The sequence below is a fragment of the Vitreimonas sp. genome, assembly GCF_035627415.1.
Taxonomy (GTDB): Bacteria; Pseudomonadota; Alphaproteobacteria; order Caulobacterales; family Aquidulcibacteraceae; genus Vitreimonas.
Genome location: NZ_DASPLU010000024.1, coordinates 66,324 through 91,951, shown reverse-complemented (window position 1 = coordinate 91,951; position 25,628 = coordinate 66,324). Strand labels below are relative to the sequence as shown.

The following is a 25,628-nucleotide window of genomic DNA, read 5'->3' as shown; positions in this document are numbered from 1 at the left end:
ATCAACGGCGTTGGGGGAAAAGATGATCCGAAAATTACTCGTCCTCATCGGGGCGGCGCTGGCGTTTGCGACGCCGGCCGCGGCGCAGCAACGCGCACCGCTCGACTGGTTCTTGGGCTACGACCAATTCCGCGGCGCGACGCTGTCGCCGGACGGCCGCCACCTCGCGGTGCTGCGCCGTGACGAAGTCGGCGACGTGCTGATGGTCGTAAACATGCAAACGCGGCAAGCGGCGGCGATCCAGCGCGCCCGCGCTGACCAGAGCCTCGAAATCAGCCAAGTCGGCTTCGCCAACAATTCGCGCATCGTCTTCCGTCTGATCCAACGCAACCGCGTTGTGGCGGACACCGGCGACAGCATTCACCGCAATCGTCGTGTCGATGACGGGTTCGAAACCAATACGCGCATCTACGCCGTCAACATCGACGGCTCCAACCTCGTTCAGCTCTACGATCCATCGGCGCTGTCGCAATATATTGACGCCGGCATCGTCAGCGATCTGCCACGCGACGACGATCACATCCTGCTCATCGTGCCGACTCAAGGCGGCAATGAACTACGCAAGGTGAACGTGCATAACGCCGACTCCGAGCGCGTCGAGCGCGGCACCATCTTCACCTATACATTCGAAGTGGATGTGAACGGCACGCCGGTGCTGCGTATGGACAGTGTCGACAACGGTCGCGGCTACGCTTGGCTGCGCCGCGGTCCCGGTCAGCGCAGCTGGACCGAAATCGCACGCTTCCGCGGCGCCGACGCCGCCAATAGCGGCCCCAACTTCCAGCCGATCGGCGCAGCAACGCAGCCGGGACAAGTCTTCGTTCTCGCGCGCCGCGACGGCGCCGACACGAGCGGCCTTTTCGTCTACGACGCCGCCAGCGGCCAATACACTCAGACGATTCAGACGAATCCGACTTACGACATCACGGGCGCTGAACTCGATACGGCCAACAACGTACTGCAAGCGGCTTGCTGGATCGCCCATCGCTGGACCTGCGAGCCGAAGGATCCCGCCTTTGGCGAGCGTTGGGCCGCCATCAATCAAGCGCTCGGCGATCAAGTGAACATCCAACTGGTCGATCGTTCGGACGATGGCAATTACTGGCTGCTCTACACGAACGGCCCACAGGATCTCGGCACCTACTATCTCTACACGCACGCCACCCGTTCGCTGAACTCGATCATCTCGCAGCGCAGCGGCGTGAACCCGGCGCTGCTGCCGACGCAGCACGTCGTCGAGTACACGACCTCCGACGGCCAGCGTCAGTGGGGCTATCTGTGGCTGCCGCCGGGCGTCAGCCGCGCAGCCGCCCGCAATCTGCCGACCATCGTCGTCCCGCACGGCGGTCCCGAAGGGCGCGACGTCTGGGGCAGCGATCCGTTCGCGCAGTCATTCTCCAGCCAAGGCTATGCGGTGTTTCAGCCGAACTTCCGCGGCGGCGGCGGCTTCGGCCGCGCCTTTGTTGTCGCGGGGCACGGCCAATGGGGCCAACGCATGCAGGAGGATGTCGCTGACGCGGCGCGTCACCTCATCCAGTCCGGCATCACCGATCCCAACCGCATCTGCATCAACGGCTGGTCGTATGGCGGCTACGTCGCCTTCACCGCTTCGTTCATGAACGCCGACATCTTCAAATGCTCGGTGGCGGGCGCAGGTGTTTCGGATCTACGCGCTATGCTGCGCTGGGTCCGCACCGGTGACCGCAACGACGTGCAAGGCGGCGGCGGCGGCGGCGGCTCTCAATCGACAACCTACCAATACTGGACTGACGCCATCGGCGATCCGAACCGCGACGACGAGGGCCTCGACGCCGTCTCTGCCGCGCAGAACGCCGAACGCGTGGGCATGCCGCTGCTGATGATCCACGGCGATGAAGACATCACCGTTCCGATCGAGCAGAGCGAATTGATGCAGCAAGCGATGCAGCGCGCCGGTAAGGAAGCGCGCCTCATCACGCTGCACGACATCGACCACTACGCCTCGCCCAATAACGGCGAAGCGTGGCGGACGGTGCTGACCGAAGCGCTGGCCTTCTTCAACCAGCACATCGGCCCTGGCGTCCCGCCCGGCGGTAGCGCAGCCAGCAACTAAACCGGCGCAAAAGCCGGCGAAGAGAGCTCCCCGCGGTGACGCGGGGAGCTTTTTCTTTGCCGCCTGCATCCGAACGTCCCCGCTGCGGCTGCTCAAGTTCAATCAGCCGGCGCGGCCGCCGGCGGCGGATGGAGTATCGCAATGTTCAGCTTTTTCCCGCGCGCTTTCGCGGCGTGCGCTCTCGCGGCGGCGCTCGCCGCCTGCGCCACGGCGTCCGCCCCGGCCGGCGCCGACGTCTATGCCGGCTTCACGCTGCTCGATCCCGCGACCGAGCGGCGCATCGACAACGCCTACATCGTTGTCGCCGCGGGCCGCATCGTCGACGCCGGCGCGGGGCTCGGCCCAGCTGTCGCGCCCGATCGCCGCCACGACATGAGCGGCGCATTTGCGCTGCCCGGTCTCATCGACACCCATGCCCACGTCACGCTCGGGCGTCTTGCTGTCACGCGCACAAACGGCGCGCCAGCGATCGCAGCCACGTCTGAAGACGACATCACCGCGCACAATGCGCGCATGCTGGTCGCCTTCGGCGTCACCACCATCCGCAATCCCGGCGGCGCGACCGAAGCCAACGCCGCCTATGCCGAAGGCGTGCGCAGCGGCGCGCTGCTCGGCCCGGAAGCGCGCGCCGCGGGCGAGATTCTCGACCGCATGCCATTCCAGGGTTTGACCGCCGTCGTCACCGACGCCGCCAGCATCGAAGCCGCCGTCGCCGCGCAAGCTGCGGCCGGCATGAACTACATCAAGCTCTATCACTTGCTCGACGAAGCGCAGTTCACCGCCGGCGTCGAAGCCGCGCACCGCCATGGCTTGGAGGCCATCACCCACACCGGCGGCATCACCTGGGACCGCGCCGCCGAGCTCGGCGTCGACGCGATCGTTCATGCCATGCCGATCAGTGCGGACGCACTGCCGCTCACGGCGCGGGACGACTATCGGGACGCCACTGAAACGGGCGCGCACGCCTTTTACGAATGGTGGGAGCGCGCCGATCTCGACTCGCCGGAGATGCAGCGCCTCATCGCCGCGCTCGTCGAGCACGACGTCACCGTCGATTTGACGCTCGTCGTCTTCCAAAAAACATTCTGGGGCGACGACCCCACAGTGCGCGACACCGGCGCCGCCTACACGCATCCGTTGATGCGCCAGAACTGGCAGACCTTCCGCTTCGACATCGGCTGGCGGGAAGAGCACTACCGCCGCGCCCGCGCCGTGTGGCCGAAGATCATGCGCTTCGCCCGCATGCTGCACGAAGCGGGCGTCAAGCTCACCATCGGCACCGATCAGGCCAACCCCTTCGTTGCGCCCGGTTTCGACACCATCGCCGAAATGCGCTTGCACCAGGAGGCCGGCATCCCGCCCTGGGCGGTCCTGCGCATGGCGACCAGCCAGGCTGCGGAGACGCTGCACATGGAGGACCGCATCGGCCGCATCGCCCGCGGCATGGAAGCCGACATCGTGTTTCTCGACGCCGATCCGACGCGCGATGTCGCCAACGCGGCGACGACGCGCGCCATCCTCATCAACGGCGAATTGCACGACGCTGCGGCGTTGCGCGCTGTCGACTAGCGCACCATGCCGATGGCGTGCAGCTCGCTGCCGCGCTCGTGCAGCCAGGCGCGGCCGCGCTCGTAGTCTGGCAGGCAGCGTTTCACATGCGCCCAGAAGCGGCGCGAGTGGTTCATCTCTCTGAGGTGCGCCACTTCGTGCGCGGCGAGATAATCGAGCACGAACGGCGGGGCGAGGATGAGCCGCCACGAGAACGAGAGCACGCCGTCCACCGAGCACGAGCCCCAGCGCGAACGCAGCTCCTTCACCTGAATGCGCACCGGCTTCACGCCCAGCGCCACCGCATGCACGGCGACACGGTCGATCAGATCCTCGCGCGCCTGATCCTTGAAGAAGCGCAGCAGCCGCGACTCGAACAGCGCCGCATCCGGCGCCGGCACGACGAGGCGAGGCGCATCGCCGCCCTCGATGCGAGGCGGCGCGCGGCCATGCTCGTACACGAGCAGGTGCGCAACGCCGCGCAGCGGCACATAAGAGCCCGGCGTCAGCGAAACGCCTTGCGGCAGGCGCGACAATTCCTGCGCGATCCAGCCTGCGCGCTCGGCCGCGAACTGCGCCGCGCGTTTCAGATGCCGCTGCGACGGCGCCGTCGCAATCGCCTCGCGCCGCGTCGGATCGATGCGCACCGAGACATGCCGCGCGCGCGGATTGACGATCAGCTTCACCGGCACGCGGCGGCCGTCGATCGTTTCGATCTCGGTCTGGGTGGGTTCGGCCTTCGGCCGCGAATCGAAGCGCATACGCAAGAATCTCACGAAGCGCCGCTTCACGCATCTCGCGCGCCGCTTTAGCCTCTGGAGATGCCCACCTATCGCGGAAGCTGTCACTGCGGCGCCATTCGTTTCGAGATCGATACCGCGATCGAGGACATCTACACGTGCGATTGCTCGCTCTGCAGCAAGAAAAACGCCCTGATGACCACGGTGCACGAGAGCCGCTTCAAACTGCTCGCCGGCGAAGACAAGCTCGCGCTCTACCAATGGAATGCGCGCATCGCCCGCCACCATTTCTGCAGCGTCTGCGGCATCTATCCCTTCCACCGCAAACGCTCGATGCCGGATCACTACGGAATCAACGTTCGTGCGCTGGATGATTTCGATCCCGCCCGCATGCCCGTCCGCGCCGCGGAGGGGAAGGGAATGACGCTGGTCGATCCCGATCCGCAGCCGACTTGGAACGGGCCAAGCAAGTCTTCGAACAGCTAACGCTGCTCGCTGACGACCTTAAGCTTCCCCCGCTTCGCGCCGCGCGCGGCTTCGCTCTGAAACGTCCGCACGAACTCCCGCATGCGCGGATAGATTTCCGTGCGGAATCTCCGCCCTGAGAACACGCCATAGTGCCCGACGCCCGGCTGGATGTAGTCGCGCCGCATGTTCTCAGGGATGTTGACGCAGAGATCGTGCGCCGCCTGCGTCTGGCCGATGCCGGAAATGTCGTCGTTCTCGCCCTCGACCGTCAGCAGCGCCGTTTTGGTGATCGCGCCCGGATCGACCTTCACGCCGCGATGCGTCATCGTCCCGTTCGCCAGCGTGTACTTCTGGAACACTTCTTCGAGCGTCTGGATGTAGAACTCTTCGCTCAAATCCATCACCGCGAGATATTCGTCGTAGAAGTCGCGATGCTTGTCGGTCGAGTCGCCGTCGCCCTTCACCAAATTCTGGAAGTACGAATAGTGCGCGTCGACATGGCGCGAGAGATTCATGCCCATGAACGAGGCAAGCTGCAGGAAGCCCGGATAGACGCGCCGGAACGCGCCCGGATAGAGCGCCGGCACCGTATGGATCATGTTCTGCTTGAACCAGTCGATGTCGCGCGTCTCGGCCAGCTTGTTGGGCGCCGTCGGCGATTTGCGCGCGTCGATCGGCGAGCCCATGAACGTCATCGTCGCCGGCGTGCACGGATCGTCCTCCGCCGCCATCAGCGAAACCGCCGCGAGCACCAGCGGCCCCGGCTGACACACGGCGACGACATGCGTCTCCGGGCCAAGCGCGCGCAGCATGCCCATGACATGATCGATGTAGTCGTTGAGATCGAAGCGCCCGGCGATCACCGGCACCATGCGCGCGTCCGACCAATCGGTGACGTAAACCTCATGCTCGGGCAGGAAGGTGTTGACCGTATCGCGCAGCAGCGTCGCGTAATGGCCAGACATCGGCGCGACGATCAGCACCGTCGGATCGGTCCGCTCGCCGCGCGCATTCTTGAGCGCTTTGGCGTCGCGCTCGAAGTGCAGCATTCGGCACCACGGCGTTGACCAGACGCTGCGCGGCGTCACCGGAATTTCCGCGCCTTCGACCACCGTCACCGGCAGGTTCCAATCCGGCTTGCGGTAGCGGCGGGTCATAGACTCGAACAGGTCGGAGGCCGCCGCCGCCGTGCGCGCCACTTCGGTGTCCGCCATCGGGTTCAGCGGCGAACGCAGCACCGAGGACTGCATCAGCGCCGCGATCCGCAGCGGCGCGACAGACATGTGTCCCAGCTCGTAAAGCGAATAGAGCATCAGGGCCCTTTCGTGCTGCGTCGCAGCAAATCACAGGGATTCTGCGGCGGGTTCCATTACCAACAAGGTAAGACTCCTGCTTAAGCGCGTTTGTTGCGCTGCGGCGCCCTCACAGGCGAGTTACGCCGCAAGTCCTACCCGGCCGCGATTTGGTGTTCCCCCACCCAATCTGGCTCATCATTAACGTAATGAAGGTTATCGATGACGCAAGCGTCATCCGCCGCGGCGCTTCACATAATCAAGAAGCGGCCCGCTCCAGCCCTGCCGCAATGCAAGCTGAGATCTGCTCCACCGGCGCCGCGACCATCGGACTGCGCGGATCGTTCGGATCGGCGCGGCTCATCGTCGGCATGATCGCGACCGTGTTCCATTGCGCGTCCATCACGTAAAGGAACGAGGAGTGGTCGACGTTGTAGGTCCCCTCCGGGGCGCCCGGAATGTCCGCGCGGCTGGCGTAGACGCGAAACGCGCGGACGGCCGCATCGATCTGCGCCGGCGACCCGCTCAGGCCCACGAGCCCTGCCGGAAAGCCACCCGTGCGCACGTACGCGCCCATCACCGCCGGCGTGTCCCGCTCGGGATCAACCGTGATCAGGATCGGCTGCACGTCGTAGCTGTCGTCCCGCGCCAGCGCCTCGCCCACCGCGTACATCGTCGTCGGGCACACGTCCGGACAATGCGTGAAGCCGAAATAGATCACCGCCGGCTGGCCGGCGAAATCCGCCTGCGTCACCCGCGCGCCGTTGGAGTCCAGCAGTTCGATCGGCCCGCCGACAGCATCCGCGTGCTCGATGATGCAAGGGCCCAGATTCCCCGCCTGCGCGGTCTTTTCCTCGCTGTTGCGCCCGGCCAGCACCAGCGCTGCGAGCGCGGCCAAGCCAGCCGCCGCAAGGGCGGGGACGATGGCGCCAGTCAAATTCCGGCGCGGCGTTTCGACGGGCTCAGCCATGTCCCGAAATTGTGCGCGGACGGGCGCGGCGGGCAACGCGGCGCGAGCGCACAGGGGGCGCAATGCCGCAGCTCGCCCTTGAGCCCAACCGCCGAAGCAGCGCATGTGTTTCGTGGAATGATGCGTTTCAGATCCCTTCCGGCGGCGCTGGTCGCGCTCGTTCTGCTCGCCGCCGGCGGCGTACTGTTCGCATTGCAAGTCAGCCGCGCCGAAGTCGAGCGGCCGTGCGAAACGCGCGAGTTCGAAGGCTCGCGCTTCGTCGTCTGCACCTTCGACCCCGCACGTCACGATCTGCGCCTCGCATCGCGCGCTGGCGACGGCCGCTACCTGCGCAGCTTCGAAGCGCTTGCCGCCGAACTTGGCCGCGATGCGCGAAATGTCCGCTTCGCCATGAACGCCGGCATGTTCAACCACGCCGGCGCTCCGATCGGCCTCTACGTCGAAGACGGACAAACCGAGCGCGCGCTGAGCCGCACCGACGGTCCCGGCAACTTCCACATGAAGCCGAACGGCGTGTTCTGGCAGGGCGAAGACGGCGCCGTGCATGTCGACACCAGCGACGCGTACGCCGAAGCCGCACCGGCGCCGCGCTGGGCCACCCAATCCGGCCCAATGCTGGTGATCGACGGCGAACTGCATCCGCGCTTTTCCCACGACGGCGCCTCGCGCAATCTCCGCAACGGCGTCGGCGTCGATGAAGGCGGCAAGGCTTACTTCGTCATCAGTTCGGGCTTCGTCTCGTTCGGCCGTTTCGCCCGCTTCTTCCGTGACGAGCTGGAGTGCGCCGACGCGCTCTTCCTCGACGGTTCGGTCTCCAGCCTCTGGGCGCCCTCGCTCGAACGCCGCGACGACACGCAAAGTCTCGGACCGATGCTTGTCGTGCTGGAGCGCTAAGCCGCGCTAAACCAGCAGATCGCGGCTCGCCGCACGCACGTCGGTGCAGCCGGTCAGCGCCATCGCCACCGCAAGCTCGGCGCGAATGATCTCGAGCGCGCGCGCGACGCCCGCTTCGCCTTGCGCCGCGAGCGCATAAGCCCAGGCGCGGCCCAAGAGGCACGCCTGCGCGCCGGACGCCAATGCGCGCAACACGTCGAGGCCGGAGCGTACGCCGCCATCCATCAGCACCGTCGCCCGCCCCGCCACGATATCGGCGACGCGCGGCAGCGCGGCGATGCTGCTCGATGCGCCATCCAATTGCCGTCCGCCGTGATTGGAAACGACGAGCCCATCGACGCCGCTCGCCACCGCCTCGCGCGCATCTTCTGCGTCGAGAATGCCTTTCACGATGATGGGGCCCTTCCAGCGCTCGCGCACCCAGCCGAGATCGGCCCACGTCAGCGTTGCGTCGAAATTCGCCGCCACCCACGCAGCCAGACGTCCAAACCCCTTCGCATCCTTCACCGCGCCGGCGAGATTGCCGAACGCGTGCGGCCCGCCGCCGACATAGACATCCCAAAGCCAAGCCGGATGCGTCAGTCCCTGCCAGGCCCGCCGCACCGACGCTGCGACGCCGGGCGGCGCCGACATGCCGGCGCGATAGTCACGATAGCGCGCGCCGGCGACCGGCAAATCGAGCGTGAACACCAGCGCCGCGCATTCGAGCCGCGCCGCCCGCGCGAGCAATTCGCTCATCACGCCGCGATCCTTGATCATGTAGAGCTGAAACCAGATCGGCGCGCTGCTCGCGGCCGCAACTTCGTCGACGCCGCAAATGCCCAAGGTCGAAAGGCAAAACGGCACGCCCGCCCTCGCCGCCGCGCGTGCGGCCTGCGTCTCGCCTCGGCGCGCGAACATGCCCGCGAACCCAACCGGACCCAGTCCCACCGGCATCGAATAGCCGCGTCCGAACAACTCCGTCGCCAACGACAGCTTCGAGACGTCGCGCATGACCCGCTGCCGCAGCGCCACACTCTGCATGTCAGAGACGTTCCGCCGGAGCGTGATCTCGTCGTACGAGCCGCCGTCGATATAGTCGAAGAACATCCGCGGCAGGCGCCGCCGCGCCAGCTCACGGAAATCCGAAATCGATGCGACGTTCATGCCGAGACCCTCGCCGGAAGAGGGCACTTCCGGCGAGAGTCGTCAATTCGGACCGATGCCTCAGGCCGCGCTGGTCGCTTGCAGGATTGCCGCTTGCGCTTCTGCGAGCGCGGGCGTCGTCTGCGCCGCGTCAGCGTGGATGTTGTCCGCCAGCGTCATCAGCTGCTGACTGACGATCGAGCCCCACTCGGCCTGCTCCTCGACATAGACTCCGCGCCGGCGCGCGATGGCTTCATCCCAGGCCGTGCGCACGCCGGCCCAATAGGTCTGCGTGTCAGCCCAGTAGGCATCGGCCGCCGCGACCGGATAATCGCTGAAGCGGTCGTACGTGTTGACGCCGTCCTCGTGCACGATCGCCACCAGCGCCCCGTCACGCGTGCCGATCTTCTCGTTGTCCTGCTCGTGCACCCAGCCGGTCGGCGTCAGCGCATGACGATTGATGCTGAGATAGCGCTCGTAGGGCGGGTTGCGGATCGCATCGCGCCGCGCCAGCGGCCGCGCCGTCGGCCCGCTCACCCAGATCGTGCGCCCATGGGCGTAGTCCCAGCGCCCGACGCCGCCATAGCGGGGCGAATCGTCCGTCTGCCACACCGTCTGCGCCCACGCCCCGCGCCGCTCCGTGCTGGAGACATCGCGCAGCGCCCAATAATTGCGCCGCTCGTACACGAGCACGGTGCGCGGCTGGTAGGTCCAGTCCTGGCGCCAGTGCTTGATCACGAAGCTCTGGCCCTCGTGCTCAGCCACCAGCATGTGCTGCAGCGAGATGAACTCGCCCTCGTCGGCGATCACGCGCACGCTCTCGTAGCCGCCGCTCGTCTTCGGCTCGAGCGGCGTGTAGTCGGCGACGAACGGCACCGTCTCGTCGAAATTGAAGCGGACGTGATAATCGCCGGTCATCGCCAGGATCGAGGCGCGATCACGTTCGATTTGGCTGCCGCGCGTCCGCGCCAGCGCCGGGGCCGCGATCGCAGCGCCCGCTCCTGCGAGCGCCAGAAGAGACGCGCGCCGGGTCAGCAATGAAGTCATCAGTGTTCTCCTCCCGCATGAGCGTCCGACAGCGCCGGCGCACGGAATTCTCCCGCGCGCAACTCTTCGATCTGCCGGCGCACCCAGCGTTCGACTTGCGGGCTCGGGATCAGCCCGCGGCCGTCGGACGCATACTCCAATCCGTCGAGCACGCGTGCGTAGGGACCGAATCCGGAGACGCGATAGGGCACGACGATCACCCGCCCGCCGCCTGCGCTCGCCTCGGTCACGAAGCTGCGGATACGCGCCTCCGACGCGGCGCGCTTTTCCGGCCAGTCCTCGCGCAGCGTCTCCACCCGCACGGCGCGGAACGGCGCCGCCTGGCGCACCGCTTCGGCGCGGGCGTCGATGTGGGCGAGCCAGCGTTCGTTCTCGGCGTCGTCTTCGGGCCCATGCGCCAGGATCAACACGCTCTCGCGTGAAGGCGCCTGGCTCAACGCGCGCGCGCGCTCCGCCAGGACGGCGCCCAGTTCCGGCGCTTCGGCCAGTCCTTGCCGGCTCAGCGCGAATTGCGCGTTGGTGGCGATCCGCCAGAACTCCATGCTGTGGCCGCCGTGGCCGCCATGATGCGCATGCGGATCAGGCGCCGGGCGCGTCGGCGCGCCCGCCGCAACGCCGAGGATCTGTTCGGTGCGCTCATACCAGCTCTCGCCGCTGACGAAGAGCCGGACGACCGCGATCCGGCGCACGCCGCGCGCTTCGAGCCGGCTCACCGCCTCTTGCAGACTCACCGCGTCCGCCATGCCGAACGCGATCTCGAGCGGATAGTCCGCCGCCACCGGCGCCAGCATCGCTTCGACCTCGCCGTTCCAAGTCGCGCCGCCGCCATGCGCCATCACCAGGACGCCGAACTCGCCGCGCGCTTCCTGCGCAGCCGCCGGGGCGGACAACGACAAAGCAAACAGCGCCGCCAGTGCGCCGAACCAACTGCGTCGCGAAAACATGCGCGCCTCCCTCAGAAGCGATAGCTGATCGAAGCGGAGAAATTCCGCCCCGGCTGCGTGTAAGCGTCGCGTATTGCCGACGCAGCGCTCAACCCGCGCACGTCGCTCCACCACCAATAATGCTCGTCCGTCACGTTGAAAACGCCTACCCGAAGCGATGCCGCCTCGGTGACGTGCCAGTACGCGGTCAGATCGAGGATCGTGAAACCCTCCGGCGTGAACAGATCGTTGCCGGCGACCCCATCGCTGTTTTCAAGCACGCGGTCGTCGTCCTTGCCCGAGCTGTGGGTGGCGATCAGCTGGCCGCCCCAGCGCCCGTCCGGTTCGTCATAGGAGAGGCCGGCGACGATTTTCCACGGATCGACGCTCTGCAATGGCCCGTCGCCGGTGCTGTCATTCTGGTCGCCCTCGGCGAACGACGCCGACAGCGTCACGCCGAAGCCGTTGTCCCAGCTGACATCGCTGCGCGCCTCCCAGCCCCAGATGTCCACTTCGCCGAGATTTACGAACTGGAAGATCGCCGGGTCTGCGGGCGTGAAGCTGCCGCCGACCACGACCTGCTCGATGAAATCCTCGTAGCTCGACATGAACGTCGTCGTGCTCGCGCGGAGTTCGCCGCCGAACAGCCGCGCATCCCGCAACCGCAAGCCGAGTTCGACAGACTCGCTCGTCTCCGGCTGGAGATCAGGATTGGGGATCGAGGTGTAGCCGAAGATCGGATTGGCGAAGAAGTTGTTCACCTGGCTCGGCGAGGGCGCCTTGAAGCCTTGCGCATAGTTGAAGAACACGCCGACTTGTTCGGTCGGCCAGGCCACCACGCCGAAGCGCGGAGTCACACGCGAGTCGCTTTGACCGGCCGCCGGCGCGGTGAAGAGCGCGTCCGGCTCCGGAGACAGATCGTAATAGTCGTAGCGCAGCGCCGGGAAGAACACGACGCGCCCGTCCATGAAGCTGATCTCGTCCTGCACGAACGCGCCGGCGAGCGTGTAATCCGTGTTCGGAAATGGCCGCGACGGGAACGGCTCGCCGACCGGCGGCACGGTGCCGTCGCGCAAGCCTTCTTGCCGCGTCAACGAATAATCGCCGCCATAGACGATACGATGCTGCGCCGCGCCGGTCGTGAACGAACTCACGGCCTGGGCCGTGCCGCCCCAGACTTCGTTCTCGAACGTCGAAAGCCGCGTCCGGTCCGCGGCGGTGAAGCGATCTTCGTCGCTGAACTGCGACAGCTCGCTGGTCTGGTAATAAACAGCCGCGAACGCGCTATCGATGACTCCGCCGCCGTTCTCGTAAGTGTAGTCGAACGTCGCCCGCCGCCGCTCGCTTTCGTCGACGCCGTCGAGATCGATCACGCTGGTCGCCGACGGCGGCGGCACGACCGGCGGCGGCGTGCGGCCGCTATAAGCTTCAGTGATCACTTCGCGCTGGCCGTAATCCCCCGTCAGCCGGAAGCGGTGCTGCGCGCTCGGCTCGAACACGATGCGCCCGAGCACGGCGTCGGAGGTGATGTCCTGCGGATTGGGCGCGGTGCGCGTCGCATTGAGCTCTTCGTTCTCGCCCTGGTTCTCCTGCTCGTGCGCATCGCGATGGGTGTACGCGACGAGCGCCGACCAGTCGCCGAAACGCACTGCGCCGGTGAGCCCGGCCGCATAACTGTCGTCGGCGCTCGCATAGCCGACGCGTGCGCGCGCCGCCCAAATCTCGTCTTCGGCGAGAAAATCGCTCGGGTCCTTGGTGATGAAGCTCACCACGCCCGCGAGCCCGTCGCTGCCGTAGAGCGCCGACGCTGGGCCGCGCACCACTTCGACCGATTGCAACAGATCGAGATCGACATAATCGCCGCGCCCGAACGCCGACGGGCCGAAGCCGAACCCGTCCGGCACGCGCACGCCATCGGTCAGCAGCAGCACGCGATTGCCGCCGAGGCCGCGGATATTGAAGCCGGCGTTGCCGTCGCGGCCGGTCGAGCCGATCGCCGCGCCGAACCGCGACGGCGCGTTCGGCACCGAGATGCCCGGCTCGAAGCGGATCAGATCCTTGATGTCGGTGACGAGATTCTCTTCGATCTCCTCGGCGTCGATCACCGTCACCGTGCTCGGAACTTCGAAGGCCTCTGAGGGCAGCCGCGTCGCCGTTACCGTGATCTCGTTTTCCGCGTAATCGCGCTCCTCGGCCTCCTGCGCCTGCGCCGCGCCGGCGCCCACCAGGCCCAGCACCAGCGCCAAGGCCGTCGTCCCCCGCAGCGTTCCCATCACCAATTCCTCGTTATCCGACACCGCTCTTATTGCGACCGCTTCGCACAATCAATCGCATTGTTGGTATGGTTTTCTGCCGCACCCTTGAGCCGCCGCGGCCGAGCCCGCATGAGAGGCCATGACGACGGCTCAGGACGTCCGCGCGCCCGCCCCCGGACCAAGCTTCTGGATTGCGCAGAGCCGTGTGCGGCTGCGCACGCTCATCCTGCTGCGCTGGCTCGCGGTGATCGGCCAGACCGCGGCCGTGCTGTTCGTGCGCTACGGGCTCGATGTCGAGTTCCCGTTCGAATGGGCCCTGGCCGCGATCGGCGCTTCGGTTGCGCTCAATCTCGGCCTCATCGCCACGCGCCGTTCGCAGGAGCTGGCCAAGGAATGGGAAGCCGCGGCGCTGCTCGCTTACGATTCCGTCCAGCTCGCCGTGCTGCTCGCGCTGAGCGGCGGACTGCAGAACCCGTTCGTGTTCCTGTTCATCGCGCCGGTCGCCGTCTCCGCCACCATCCTCAGGCCCACCGTCACCGCCATGCTCGCAGCGCTCACCTTCATCTGCGTCGGCGTGATTTCGGTGTGGCGCTTCCCGCTGCCTTGGCCGCAAGGCGCTGCGTTCGAGCTGCCGCAGCTCTACCAGCTCGGCATCGCCGCCGCCGTGCTTGTCGGTCTCGGCTTCACCAGCGTCTACGCTTGGCGCGTCGCCGCCGAAGAGGAGCGCCTCAACATCGCCCTCGCCGCCGTGCAAGCGGTTTTGGCGCGCGAACAGACGCTTTCAGCGCTCGGCGGCCTCGCCGCCGCCGCCGCGCACGAACTCGGCACCCCGCTCGCCACCATCCATCTCGTCGCCAAGGAAATGGCGCGCGAAGCGGGCCCCGACGATCCCCACGCGGAAGACTTCCACCTCCTCGTCACCCAAAGCGAACGCTGCCGCGCGATCCTCGGCCAGCTTTCGGCGATGCGCGACCGCGGCGACGTGATGGTGCAGCGCGCGCCGATCCGCGTCCTGCTCGAGGAAGTGGTGGGCCCGCACGAAGGCCTCGGCCCCGAAATCCACATCGACGCCGCCGGCGAAGGGCCGCTCGAGGTTAAGCGCATGCCGGAGATCGTCCATGCGCTCGGCGGCTTCGTCGAAAACGCCGTCGGCTTCGCCAACGCCCGCGTCGACATCGAAGCGCGCTGGGACGCCGCCTCGGTCGAGATCACTGTCCGCGACGACGGCCCCGGCTTCTCCGGCGCCATCCTCTCACGGCTGGGCGAGCCCTATCTGACCGAGCGCGACCGCGAGGGGGCCGCCGGCGGGCTCGGTCTCGGCTTCTTCATCTCCAAGACGCTGCTGGAGCGGACCGGCGCCACGTTGGAAGTGCGAAATCGCAGACCACCTAACCAGGGCGCGATGGTTAAAGCCCGCTGGGAACGCACATCGATTGAGGCGCCTTCGCTTTGATCCGGGCCGAAATACATTACATACGGGCCATCGGAGCATTCACCCCATGACCACCGCCGCCCCTCCTGAAGGCGACAAGTCGCTGTTGATCCTCGACGACGACGCCGCCTTCCGCACCCGGCTCGCGCGCGCCCTCGAAACGCGCGGCTTTGACGTCACCGCCGTCGGCAGCGTCGCCGAGGCCGGCGACATCGCCAACAAGGCCCCGCCCGCCTACGCCGTGCTCGACCTCCGCCTCGAAGACGGCTCGGGCCTCTCGGTCGTGGAAGCCCTCAACAAGCACCGCCCGGACGCGCGCGTCGTCATGCTGACTGGCTATGGCGCCATCGCCACCGCCGTCGCCGCCGTGAAGGCGGGCGCGATCGACTACCTCGCCAAGCCGGCCGATCCCGAAGACATCGTCAAGGCGCTGCTCGCGGCGCCCGACGACAGGCCCGAGCCGCCGGAAAACCCGATGAGCGCCGACCGCATCCGCTGGGAGCACATCCAGCGCGTCTACGAGCTCTGCGGCCACAACGTCAGCGAAACCGCCCGCCGCCTCAACATGCACCGCCGCACGCTGCAGCGCATTTTGGCGAAACGCGCGCCGCGTTAGAGTGGAAGGAAGTCGGGTGATGTGGGGCACACGACTTCTCGCTGCAGCGCTGGTCGGTTTGGCGGCATTTGGCTCGCTCGCGACGGCGCATCCCATCGTTCTGACCAACGCCACCCTGCTTGACGGCGTGCACGCCCAGCCCCGCCGCAACGCGACGGTCGTCATCCGCGACGGACGCATAGACGCGGTCCACACCGGCGGCCGCTTCCGCGCGCCGTCGGATGCAGAGACTATCGACCTCGCCGGGTTATGGCTGCTGCCCGGCCTGATCGACGCGCATGTCCATCTTGCGGATCGCGACGGCGCGCGCGCGGCGCTTCAAGCGGGCGTCACGACGGCGCGCTCCATGGGCGCGCCCCGCTTCAGCGACGTTGCGCTGCGCGAGCTGCATCGATCGGGCGCGCGGGACATCCCTGAAATTCTCGCGGCCGGCTATCACGTTCGCCGCCGCCCGCATGAGGCCGTCGCCATCGATTTCCCCGAACTCGCCGGCCTTCGGACGGACGCCGCGGGCGTTCGCCGCCTCGTGCGCGCCAATGCGCAACGCCGCGTCGACGTGATCAAGCTCATGGCGACGGAGCGCGCGGGCGATCCAGCGCAGGACTTCCTCGTTCGCGATCTCGACGACGAAACGTTGCGCGCGGCGGTCGCCGAGGCCTCGCTCACCGGATTGCCGGCCGCTGCGCACGCGCACACCGACGAAGCGGCGCGGGCCGCCGTGCTGGCGGGCGTGCGCACGATCGAGCACGGCACGCTGACAAGCGCTTCGACGCTGCGATTGATGCGGTCGCGCCGCGTGTGTCTCACGCCCACGCTCTCGTTCTGGTCGGACATGGACGATCACGGCGGCTCATACGATCGGCCCGAGTTGCGCGCCCGCGCCCAGGCCATGGCGCCGCGTGCGCGCGCGACGGTCGCGCTGGCGGCGCAGCTCGGCGTCATGATCGCGGCCGGCAGCGACATGCGCTACGCGCCGCCGAGCAACCGCACGATTGTCGACGAGATGGCCGACCTGCACGCCAGCGGCCTCTCGCGCGCCGCCGCCATCCGATCCGCCACCGCCGCCGCAGCGCGTTGCCTCGGCATTCACCACCGCACCGGCGCCATTCGCCGCGGTCTCGAAGCGGACATGATCGTCTTGCGCTCGGATCCGTACAGCGATCTCGCCGCCCTGCGCGACATCCGTCTCATCGTCAACGACGGCCACATCGTTCGCCCCGACTCGCGATAGCGTGGGCCAAGCGCTTGATCGCGATCTCCCAAATGCTCGGGCGCTGAACCAGACTTCCGACGCCGGATCGTCGATCAGAGTGCGGGCGGTCTTCGAGAGCTTCGCTGGATATTGATGGTGGCGATCGGCTTTTTCATGGACTTAGTCGACCAGACTTAGTTCAGTCCGGCGCGCCTGTCGACGCTTGCTGACGCGATACGGCCCGCACGCCAAAGCATGCGGGCCGCGTTCAGGCGCTTTCGCTGGCGATAATCCAGTCGAGGATCTTTTCCGAGAAGCCGTCGACACGACGCCAGTCGCCTTCGCCCACGCCGTGTTGGTACGAGGCGACATTGACCATGTAGCCGACGCCCTTCGGCGCATCGACGCGGTCGTGCGATTGTTCGTCGGTGAAGACGATCAAACGCACGCCCTTCTGGTCGACCTCGCGGATCGCCTTGCCGAGCTCGGTGCCCATGTGCGGCTGCGACTGAACAATCGCATCGCGCAGAGCAAAGCCGCGGCGAGACGGGACCTTCTTCACGTGGTTCGAAAACGTGAAGACCTCCACATCCTCGCCGATCTCGCGCGCCAGCACGGCCAAGCCGCACGCCGCGTCGAGACGGCGCATGGTCGAGCGCGCCGAGATCATCGAGTCCATCGACCCGGACACGTCCACCAAAAGGCGCGTCTTGCCCTTCAGCTTCGCGTGCCCCTCGATCGAACGGAACATTGCATGTTCGAGTTCGGGCTCGAGATCGGGGGCGTGCTGCGCGGCCGCGATGAAACGGTACGGCAGCACGCGATCGGTGCGCATCTCATCCAACGCCTTGCCGATCGTCTGCTTCGGCACGCCGGCCAGCTGCATGTTGCGCAAGTTGCGCAACAGCGCCAACGCGCCGAGCTTCTTGTCGGCGATCAGCCGTTCGAACGCCGCCTTCTTGTCCGCCCCGCCCGAAAGCGCGACTTCCCAAGTGTCCGGCGGGCTCAACGCGCCGTCGACCAGCTGCTTCCAGACCTTCTCCTGCGCCTCGTCCTTCGGCTTGGCGTGGGTGATGAACAGCACGTCGCGCAGGCGCACAGCGCCGTCGCGATCGTACTTGGCCAACTGGTAGGCGTCGAACTTCGCGAACGCCCGCGCCAGGCCCTTCTTGGCTTGCGCCGAGACCGCAGCCTTCTTGCGTTGTTGCATCGGCCCCAGCGCGTCGGCCCAGTAGATGGCGAGGAATTCAGTCAACTCGTCCGGCCGCTGGATCACGCGTTCGAGCGTGTCCGCCACGAACCCGCGGTGGGTCTCGTGACGCGCCATCTCGCGCACGATCAGAAGCGGCGCATGCCGCAGCTTCATGTCTTCGCGCGCCTCGATCGCCATCGCCGCGACGGTCTCCGGGGCGACCTTCGGCACGAGCGCGCCGATGCGTTCGCCGATGGCGACGCCGTCCTCGTAAAACTGGTCTTCCCAGAGCATGCAGTTCATCAGCGCCCGCTTGAGCGCCTGCTCCGGCGTGAACGCGCGCGCTTTTGCGCCTTCGTGCGTGCGCACGCTTCGGGTCTTGTTGATCGTCGCCATCTCACATCACCTACACTTCCTACTCCATCATCACTGCGCGCCGGCGCCAATCGCCGGCGAAACGCCAACCGGGGAACGGACGAGACCGTATCGTGCTCTACCCACTGAGCTACGGGCCCCCAAGTGTTGGACCCGGCGGGATTCGAACCCGCGACCACGCGATTTACAGTCGAAGTAACGGACCTCTTCACCACCGGTTGACCTCGGATGGCGGGGAACGAGCGAAAACGAGGACCCTTGCGGGTGACTGAGCTACAGCCTTGCGGCTGGCGCGACTCGAACGCGCGACCTCCGCATCTTCCGACGCGGCGCTCTTACCGATGCACTCGTCTTCTTCACCACCGCCAAGCTGGCTTTGGCGGGGAATAGGCGAAACCGCGAACCCTCCTTGCGGAGGCCGGCGTGGGATCGCTCCCGCGCGCCGTCCCGAAGAACGCGATCTCTTCACCACCGCCAAACTGGCAAGCCGAACCGGGGAACGGGCGAAATCTGAGACGCCGCGCGGCCTTTCGGCGTTGCGGCTCGGCGCTCTACCACTGAGCTACAGCCTTTCGGCTGGCGGGATTCGAACCCGCGACACCCGCGTTGCGAACGAAGTATCAGATCTCTTCACCACCGGTGCGGCGACTGTTTTGTCGGGGAACGGTCGAGAACGGGCCAAGCCACGCCACCGCAGGACATTGCTGTCCGAACCCGCGACACGACAGCCCTCGCGAGGCCAGCTCCACGGTACGATGCATGCGCCGGCTGGATTCGAACCAGCTTATCCAGAGCGAAGTATCCGCGCTCTTCACCACCGACAAATCGTATCCAGGGGAACGGCCGGCGCGGCCTTGGTTTTGGAGACGAAGAACTCCGCGCCTTCACCACCTGGAATCTTGAAAACTCTCCTTCATGTTTCCACGACAAAGGCTTCGGAGAGGCCGGAAACAAAAACCCCTCCGGAGCATCGGCTCGGGAGGGGTTCGAAAATTCGAACGTTCAGAACGGGATCAACCCATTCCGCCTCCGCGAGAAAGCGCGCGCATGTCGCCGCCGCGAGCCCATAGCTCGTGCGAGTTCAGCGCCGGGACGAAATACTGTTTCATCGCTCTTTCTCGATCTCGCGCGCGACCATTCGCCCGCGAAGGGGCGGGTGTATGATCCCGCTGCGCCGACGCGTCAACAGAAATCTTGTACCTTTCGCGTTTTTTCGAATTGCCTCGCCGCCGCCTCTTTCTGTCATGGGGACGCTAGTACGTCCCCCTGGCGTTCGATATTCGGCGTGTCGGAATATCCTACGGACCGCCGGTACACGGTGCCCCATCGTTGATTGCTGTTCGGCTTCGCCGCGCGTGCAACGACCGCGTCGAAAACCTCGCGCCACTCCGGGTACGCAGCGGAGAAGCTATCGATCAGCCGGCGATTGATCGCCTCCGCTTCCGCGTTCTCGGTCCATGCCGACGGTGCATGGTCGATAACGAGAGCCACGTCGCCGCTCTCAAACCCCACATACTGGACCTGAGTGACTTCAAACGTTTCGCCGCCAAACGTCCAAGTGAAAGGTGCGTCGCCGCGAACGATGTCCGGCGCCAGAAACGTGCTGATGTCGGCATTGAAATCCTGCATCAAACGGTCCTGATAGAACGGCCCTCGTTGCAGTGCGCTGCGCGCTGCGGCGTACAGCATGGCGGCGTTGAAGTCGTTGCCACGCCCTCGCTGGTTTCGAGCAGCTTCCCAAAGCTCAGCACTGCCCTTCCCCACGATCCGGCTAATGCCAAAATTCAAGGCGCGAATCCGCCATGCCCCGTTCTCGCGCTCGATCCAAACGGATGTGGTTCGCCCAGATCCTCCTGCAAACTCTTCGGCGACGAGCACCACCGCGCTGGAAAGGGTCCCGCCGCGAGAGACGAACGCGGCCCGCCCACCGACGAAGCCGCATGGCACTCGCGACCCGCCTTCCGATCCACCGAGAAAGCGGACCAGATATGTTTCCGTCACGACTGGCGGACTCACTGTCTCCATTGACCGATAAATCGCGTGGGCGCCCTCCAGTGATGCGCGGTCCACGGTCGCCGCTCTGCCTCGCTCGGACATGAGTTCGCGCGCTTCGTTCGGCGAACGCGCAAACAGCTCTAAAAAGCTCAAAGCGGCCGAACTCAACTCCTGCCGCGTTTCTTCGGCGATTTCGCCATTGGCCTGACATATGCCGACAGCAAGGCCGGAGGTCGCATAGGTGCCCTGAACCTCGCGGAGCCGCAGCCACGCGCCGACGCCAAGTAGCGCAAGCACCAGGGGCACAATCAGCCAAACCCCAAGCCTCATCACCACCCCTCAGTATGCCGCTGGCCCATCCGAGATTAGGCGAAGTCGGATCGATTTGGCGGTTTGCCTTGGCTTCCATAAACAGTGCGAACAGGTTTGCGTGGGCTTCGCCTAACGAGCCCAGTCTGCAAGGCCATCCGTCGTAAACGGTGAGCCCATCGCCATCGTACTCCGGCGCGCCTATCAAAGCACCGATGCGCATCGCCACATTCAACGTCCAGAACCTGCGCCTGCGCGAAGACGCGGGCGCACCCCACTTCGACGGCGCGCGCGACAAGATCATGCCGCTCTCCAAGCTCAGCGCCGAAGCCCGCGCGCTCGACGCCGCAGATCGCGCCCTCACCGCGCGCCTCATCGCCGATGCGAACGCCGACGTGCTCGCCCTTCAGGAAGTGTTCGACCAACGCACGCTCGACGCCTTCCACGACGCCCATCTCGCGCCGCTCGGCGCGCGCTACCCGCATCGCATCTGCCTGCCCGGCAATGACGGCCGCCGTCACGTCGCTTTGATGAGCCGCCTGCCGCTCGAGGGCGTCCAAAGCCACGCTGCCTTGAGCTACGCCGCCGCCGGTCTTACGCCGCCCGAAGGCGCGGAAGCCTCCGCACCCGTCTTCCGCCGCGACTGCCTCGCCGCGATCTGCGGCGGCGTCCAGCTCTACGTCGTCCATTTCAAGGCGCCGGCGGATCCCATGAGCCTCGCCGTCGTCCGCCGCGAAGCGTGCGCCGTGCGCACGCTGATCGAGCGCCGCTTCGCCGATCCGGCCGCCGCGTTCTGGCTCATTCTCGGCGACGTCAACGTCAACGACGTTCCAAGCGGCCACGTGCTCGACGTGCTGACCGCCGATTTCGCGCACGATCTGGCCGCGGCGCTGCCCGCGCCGGACCGGTGGACCTACTTCAACGCCGGCTCCAGCAGCTACGCGCGCCCGGACCGCATGCTCGCCTCGCCCGCGCTCGCCGCGCGCTGTCGTGCGCTCGAAGTGCGCCGCGAAGGGATATCCCGCGCCGCGGAAGCGCACGCCGGCCCGCGCCTTGCCGGCGTCGGCCCCATCCGCCCCCGCGCCAGCGACCACGCGCTGCTCCTGGTCGACATCGATCGTCCTGCAGCCGGCTGAACGCGTCGCGATCGCTACACAAATTTTTTTACCACAACCCTTCCCAGGCCATTGCCGGAAAGTCGCCGCAATCTAGCTCGTGTCGCACTCGTGCTGCGAGTTCGGGGGGTCCCAACACAGATAGCTCGTTTCTCCAACGGAGGGTGCGAAATGAAGACTACGCTTTTTGCAGCGTCGCTGGCCGCTGTCGCGCTGGCGCTGGCCGCCACGCCGCCGGCTTTCGCTCAGGACGACAACTCGGTGACCAACACCGACTCGTTCAACGACAACTCGGACAATTCCATCAACGATTCCGGCAACGACAACTCCGACAATTCCATCAATGATTCCGGCAACGTGTCGGACTCCGGCAATGTCGACGTCTCCGACTCCGGCAATGACAGCTCCGATAATTCCACCAACGATTCCGGCAATGTCGACATCGCCGATTCCGGCAACGACAATTCCGACAACTCGGACAATTCGGATAATTCGATCGACGTCGCCGATTCCTTCAACGACAACTCGGACAACTCCGATAACTCGGATAATTCCGACAATTCAGACAATTCCGTCGATATCGCCGACTCGGGCAACGATAATTCCGACAACTCGATCAACGATTCCGGCAACACCACGATCAGCGATTCCGGCAACGACAACTCGGATAACTCCACCAACGATTCCGGCAATGTCGACATCGCCGATTCCGGCAACGACAATTCCGACAATTCCATCAACGATTCCGGCAACACCAGCATCGAAGCGTCCCTCGCGCTTTCGCTGCAGGACCTGGACGCCACCGTGACCGGCATCGCTGTCAGCGCCAACACTGACGATGGCGGCGAAAGCAACGTCCGCACCGGCGATATCGCCAATGACGGCGGCGCCTTCGCCAATTTCGCCGGCATCAGCACGTCGAGCGCCAACACAGGCGTCGGCTCGGTCAACCAGTCCGCCACCGCGATCGCCGCCAACGCTTCGGTGAATTTCGGCGCCGCGGACGGCACGCCCTGACCCGCAGCGCGCGCGTCCCGCCTCCGCGCACCGCGCGGGCGCGGGACGCTGGTGTGCAATGTGATCGTTGGAGGTTCGCCATGCGAACTGATCTGAAGGCCGCGGTCTTGGCGGCCTGCATCCTGAGCCTGCCGGCGGCCGCGTTCGCACAAGACGCGGTTGTCGCCGATCCGATCTCGACCGATCCGCTCGCGGAGGTCGAAGCCCTGAGCGCGCCCGCGCTCGACGCGCAGACGATCGTGACCGATGTGTTCGTCGCCGCCACATCGAGCCAGACATTGACGGCGACCAACAGCGGCAACACCGTCACTGGCCAGACCATCGGCTCTGGCGACATTGTGTTCAACTCGGACGCGATGTCCGGCTTCGACGGCATCGGCAATTTCGTGCTCAACACCGGCCACAACAACAACCTGCAGGGAAGCATCAGCGTCGTGATCGCCTTGCCGCCGGCGCCGGGCTCATGAAACTGCTCCCGCTCCTGACCGCCGCATGGCTCGCGGCCATCGCCTCTGCGCACGCGGAGAACTTCCGTCTGCAAACGAACGGCGGAAGCTTCTCCGTGGGCGTGACGAGCTGGCGCGACATCCCGTTCCGCACGGTCGTGCGCCAGCGCTACGATTATTCCTGCGGCTCCGCCGCGCTCGCTACCCTGCTGCGCTATCACTACGGCCGCGAGGCCGACGAAGCTATGATCTTCAGAGCCATGTACGAGACTGGCGATCGCGACAGCATCCGCCGCCGCGGCTTCTCTCTGCTCGACATGCAGCGTTATCTGCAGGGGATCGGCCTTCAAGCCGACGGCTACCGGTTCTCGCTCGATCGCCTGCAAGAGCTCGACACGCCCGCGATCGCCATGATCGCGCCCAACGGCTACAGGCACTTCGTTGTCATCAAGGGCGTCAGCGGCGAAGCGGTGCTGGTCGGCGATCCCGCCGCCGGCATCACTGTCTATTCGCGCCGCGACTTCGAAGCGCTGTGGAACGGCGTTGTGTTCGTCATTCACGGCGAGGGCGTCGACGGCCGCTTCAACCAAGCCGAAGAATGGCGTCCTTGGGCCCCGCGCTCGTTTGCCGCCGCCGAAGCGCCCGCAGCGCTCGGCCCGCTCACGCGCGAACTGCCCCCGCTCTACCAGATCACCCCAGTCGCAGGGTCCGTCCCATGAAAGCGCATTTCGCTTCCACCGCGCTCACTGCGCTCGCCTTCCTCTGCATGCTCGGCCTCGGCGCCGAGGCGCAGGCGCTCGAGATCGCGGAGCGGCCGCTCGCGGCCGACGAGCTCGACGAACTGCGCGGCGGCTTTTTGCTGCCGAACGGTGTCGAGGCCGATCTCGGCGCTGTCGCGCGCACGTTCTCGAATGGACAGCTTCTGCTTGAGACCCACGTCAGCTGGACCGAAAACGGCGTCACCAGCACGGAGGTCTTCCGCGCCGAAGCGCTCGCAAGCGCCGGCGAAGCGCTGCCGCAAGGCTTCAGCCTTTCCGACGCCGACGGCCTCACGCTGATCGCCCACCAGATCGACGACGGCGGTCTCCGGAACGTGGTCCTCAACGAAGCTTCGAACCGCGACTTGAGCTTGCAGATCGACGTCACCCTCGCGCTGCCGGACTTCGCCCTCGCGCAGCAGGATTTCCGCGCCTCGGTGACGGCGTTCCGCCTCGGCGACGAACTCAGCACCGCGATGATTTTTGGCGGTCTCTAACGCCCGCCGGTCAAGAACGGCATCCGGAACACCATCCGCGCGTCCGGCGCATCCTCAGTGACGCCGAACTCGAAGTTGAGGCTCGCCGTCGCGCTGTCGCTCAGCCGATACGACATCCCGAACAGCAATGAGCCGACATGGATCTCGTCGGACTCCTGCGTCGTGTCGCCGAGTTCGGTCTCGGTCGGGAAGATGTAGTTGTGCTTGTATCCGAGCGAATAGGAGAAACGCTGGTTCAGTGCAAAGCCGAAGCCTGCGCTTGCGCCAATCGAGTCGCCGGGATCCACCCGCCCGACGAACACATCGCCGATGGTGCGGTCGACGTCTTCCGGCATGTGATAAAGATAGCTCGCATTCGCGAACAGCACGACCGGATCGCTCGGCAGCAGCACCGTGAGCCCCGGCTCGACGCCCCAGAATCCGGAGCCCGTCGGCAATTCCGTCAGCACGCCAAATTCGTCGCGCGCGATCTCGTAGGGGCTCGTGCCGGTGTCCGATTTCACCCGCAGATTGGCGATGTAGATAGGCCCGCCGCGGCGCGCATTGTTGAGCTGATAGCGGATCGCCGCTTCGATATCGCCGATATCGTCGCCTTCCAACTTGAACTCGCGCACGATCTGGTCGTCGCGCTGGGCCAGCGTCGTCACCCGATCACGGCGATAGAGATACGGCACCCGCAATTCGAGTTCGAGCCGGTCGGTCAGCCCGTAGCGGCCAGCCGCCGTCGCCACCACCGTGCTGCGATCCACATCGCTCGCCTCGATGACGCCGATCTGCACCCCGGTCACGATCTCCACGCCGCGGAACACCAGCCGGTTCGACGACGAGTTGGTGTATTCGAGCGACGGCTCCAGTAGGAAACGCCCGCGCGGCGTCAGCACGCCGGCGAAGTCGGGCAAGGCGGCGAGATCGGGCTGCGCCTGCGGCGGCGGCGGCGCCTCGCCCACTGGCTCGTCACTCGATTGTCCGCCGTCCGCATCACCGCCGTCGAGCGTGATGAGGTCGTAGGCGTAAGGCCTCGGTCCCGCCGCACGGATATCGTCGAGCTCTTCGGCGGCCACGTGAGCACGCTCGGCTTCGCGCGCCATCAATTGCTCAATGAGGACCCTTTGTTCCTCGATCGCCCGCTGCTGCGCCTCGATCTGCTGCTGCTGCGCGGCGATTGCAGCGCGAAGCTGTTCGAGTTCGCTGGCGTCCTGCGCCCTCGCATCGGGCGCGAACAGCAGCACGGCGGCAATCGCCGTCGACGCCAACAACGCTTTCAATCCGGCGTATTTGATCGCGAAAGTGAAACCCGCATTCTGCACGGCGGCCCCCTGCGCCCAGGTTC

22 protein-coding genes are annotated in these 25,628 nt (G+C 66.3%); 12 read left to right on the top strand and 10 right to left on the bottom strand.

Annotated features, from left to right (window positions below; all coding sequences use genetic code 11):
- Positions 1-22 precede the first annotated feature (22 nt).
- Both VEA80_RS13260 and VEA80_RS13255 read left to right on the top strand, forming a co-directional pair.
- A complete protein-coding gene (locus VEA80_RS13260) occupies positions 23-2,092 on the top strand; it encodes an alpha/beta hydrolase family protein (RefSeq protein WP_325061230.1) in 2,070 nt (689 codons plus the stop codon).
- Positions 2,093-2,233: 141 nt separating this feature from the next.
- Complete coding sequence (locus VEA80_RS13255) at positions 2,234-3,661, top strand: amidohydrolase family protein (protein ID WP_325061229.1); 1,428 nt, start codon at positions 2,234-2,236, stop codon at positions 3,659-3,661.
- Here the strand turns inward: VEA80_RS13255 and VEA80_RS13250 are convergent.
- Positions 3,658-4,401: a SprT family zinc-dependent metalloprotease gene (locus VEA80_RS13250; protein ID WP_325061228.1), complete on the bottom strand. Its 744-nt coding sequence runs from the start codon at positions 4,399-4,401 to the stop codon at positions 3,658-3,660. The genes VEA80_RS13255 and VEA80_RS13250 overlap by 4 nt on opposite strands.
- Before the next feature lie 60 nt (positions 4,402-4,461).
- Between VEA80_RS13250 and VEA80_RS13245 the strand changes: the two genes are divergently transcribed.
- Positions 4,462-4,866 carry a GFA family protein gene (locus tag VEA80_RS13245; RefSeq protein ID WP_325061227.1) on the top strand — a complete coding sequence of 135 codons (405 nt, stop codon included), beginning with the start codon at positions 4,462-4,464 and terminating at the stop codon, positions 4,864-4,866.
- Here VEA80_RS13245 and VEA80_RS13240 read toward each other — a convergent pair.
- Together VEA80_RS13240 and VEA80_RS13235 are read right to left on the bottom strand one after the other, a co-directional pair.
- Positions 4,863-6,161, bottom strand: coding sequence for a polyhydroxyalkanoate depolymerase (locus tag VEA80_RS13240; RefSeq protein ID WP_325061226.1), 1,299 nt, complete (start codon positions 6,159-6,161; stop codon positions 4,863-4,865). The genes VEA80_RS13245 and VEA80_RS13240 overlap by 4 nt on opposite strands.
- A 238-nt stretch (positions 6,162-6,399) precedes the next feature.
- Positions 6,400-7,110: an SCO family protein gene (locus VEA80_RS13235; RefSeq protein ID WP_325061225.1), complete on the bottom strand. Its 711-nt coding sequence runs from the start codon at positions 7,108-7,110 to the stop codon at positions 6,400-6,402.
- 117 nt (positions 7,111-7,227) lie between these two features.
- Here VEA80_RS13235 and VEA80_RS13230 point away from each other — a divergent pair, with 117 nt between their 5' ends.
- Positions 7,228-8,004, top strand: coding sequence for a phosphodiester glycosidase family protein (locus VEA80_RS13230; protein WP_325061224.1), 777 nt, complete (start codon positions 7,228-7,230; stop codon positions 8,002-8,004).
- Positions 8,005-8,010: 6 nt separating this feature from the next.
- Here the strand turns inward: VEA80_RS13230 and VEA80_RS13225 are convergent, their stop codons facing one another.
- Genes VEA80_RS13225 through VEA80_RS13210 form a run of 4 tightly spaced genes read right to left on the bottom strand, consistent with a single transcriptional unit; the run spans position 8,011 to position 13,372 of the window.
- Positions 8,011-9,150: an L-lactate dehydrogenase gene (locus tag VEA80_RS13225; RefSeq protein WP_325061223.1), complete on the bottom strand. Its 1,140-nt coding sequence runs from the start codon at positions 9,148-9,150 to the stop codon at positions 8,011-8,013.
- Positions 9,151-9,210: 60 nt separating this feature from the next.
- The gene (locus tag VEA80_RS13220) at positions 9,211-10,176 is read right to left on the bottom strand and encodes a DUF6607 family protein (RefSeq protein WP_325061222.1); all 966 of its coding nucleotides are present in this window, start codon (positions 10,174-10,176) and stop codon (positions 9,211-9,213) included.
- Positions 10,176-11,120, bottom strand: a complete 945-nt coding sequence (locus tag VEA80_RS13215) for a hypothetical protein (protein WP_325061221.1) — start codon at positions 11,118-11,120, stop codon at positions 10,176-10,178. Before VEA80_RS13215 ends, VEA80_RS13220 begins: the two co-directional genes overlap by 1 nt.
- An 11-nt stretch (positions 11,121-11,131) precedes the next feature.
- A complete protein-coding gene (locus VEA80_RS13210) occupies positions 11,132-13,372 on the bottom strand; it encodes a TonB-dependent hemoglobin/transferrin/lactoferrin family receptor (RefSeq protein WP_325061220.1) in 2,241 nt (746 codons plus the stop codon).
- Between the two features lie 121 nt (positions 13,373-13,493).
- Here VEA80_RS13210 and VEA80_RS13205 point away from each other — a divergent pair, with 121 nt between their 5' ends.
- From VEA80_RS13205 to VEA80_RS13195, 3 genes are read left to right on the top strand one after another with little or no spacing between them, the layout of a single operon-like run.
- Positions 13,494-14,807, top strand: a complete 1,314-nt coding sequence (locus VEA80_RS13205) for an ActS/PrrB/RegB family redox-sensitive histidine kinase (protein WP_325061219.1) — start codon at positions 13,494-13,496, stop codon at positions 14,805-14,807.
- Between the two features lie 46 nt (positions 14,808-14,853).
- Positions 14,854-15,402, top strand: a complete 549-nt coding sequence (locus tag VEA80_RS13200; RefSeq protein ID WP_325061218.1) for an ActR/PrrA/RegA family redox response regulator transcription factor — start codon at positions 14,854-14,856, stop codon at positions 15,400-15,402.
- 19 nt (positions 15,403-15,421) lie between these two features.
- On the top strand, positions 15,422-16,633 hold the full coding sequence (locus VEA80_RS13195) for an amidohydrolase family protein (RefSeq protein ID WP_325061217.1): 1,212 nt from the start codon (positions 15,422-15,424) through the stop codon (positions 16,631-16,633).
- A gap of 229 nt (positions 16,634-16,862) precedes the next feature.
- Here VEA80_RS13195 and VEA80_RS13190 read toward each other — a convergent pair whose 3' ends face one another.
- On the bottom strand, positions 16,863-18,182 hold the full coding sequence (locus tag VEA80_RS13190; RefSeq protein WP_325061216.1) for a TROVE domain-containing protein: 1,320 nt from the start codon (positions 18,180-18,182) through the stop codon (positions 16,863-16,865).
- Between the two features lie 1,221 nt (positions 18,183-19,403).
- Positions 19,404-20,486, bottom strand: a complete 1,083-nt coding sequence (locus VEA80_RS13185) for a hypothetical protein (RefSeq protein WP_325061215.1) — start codon at positions 20,484-20,486, stop codon at positions 19,404-19,406.
- 194 nt (positions 20,487-20,680) lie between these two features.
- Here VEA80_RS13185 and VEA80_RS13180 point away from each other — a divergent pair, with 194 nt between their 5' ends.
- The 5 genes from VEA80_RS13180 (at position 20,681) to VEA80_RS13160 (ending at position 24,298) form a co-directional block, all read left to right on the top strand.
- The gene (locus VEA80_RS13180; protein ID WP_325061214.1) at positions 20,681-21,601 is read left to right on the top strand and encodes an endonuclease/exonuclease/phosphatase family protein; all 921 of its coding nucleotides are present in this window, start codon (positions 20,681-20,683) and stop codon (positions 21,599-21,601) included.
- Positions 21,602-21,751: 150 nt separating this feature from the next.
- Positions 21,752-22,597 (top strand): hypothetical protein, encoded by an 846-nt coding sequence (locus VEA80_RS13175; RefSeq protein WP_325061213.1) that lies wholly within the window; start codon positions 21,752-21,754, stop codon positions 22,595-22,597.
- Between the two features lie 80 nt (positions 22,598-22,677).
- The gene (locus VEA80_RS13170) at positions 22,678-23,064 is read left to right on the top strand and encodes a hypothetical protein (RefSeq protein WP_325061212.1); all 387 of its coding nucleotides are present in this window, start codon (positions 22,678-22,680) and stop codon (positions 23,062-23,064) included.
- Entirely contained in the window at positions 23,061-23,762 is a 702-nt protein-coding gene (locus tag VEA80_RS13165; RefSeq protein WP_325061211.1) for a C39 family peptidase, read from the top strand. The genes VEA80_RS13170 and VEA80_RS13165 overlap by 4 nt, the downstream gene beginning before the upstream one ends.
- On the top strand, positions 23,759-24,298 hold the full coding sequence (locus VEA80_RS13160; RefSeq protein ID WP_325061210.1) for a hypothetical protein: 540 nt from the start codon (positions 23,759-23,761) through the stop codon (positions 24,296-24,298). The genes VEA80_RS13165 and VEA80_RS13160 overlap by 4 nt, the downstream gene beginning before the upstream one ends.
- Here the strand turns inward: VEA80_RS13160 and VEA80_RS13155 are convergent.
- Positions 24,295-25,605, bottom strand: coding sequence for a hypothetical protein (locus VEA80_RS13155; protein ID WP_325061209.1), 1,311 nt, complete (start codon positions 25,603-25,605; stop codon positions 24,295-24,297). The genes VEA80_RS13160 and VEA80_RS13155 overlap by 4 nt on opposite strands.
- Between the last annotated feature and the right edge of the window lie 23 nt (positions 25,606-25,628).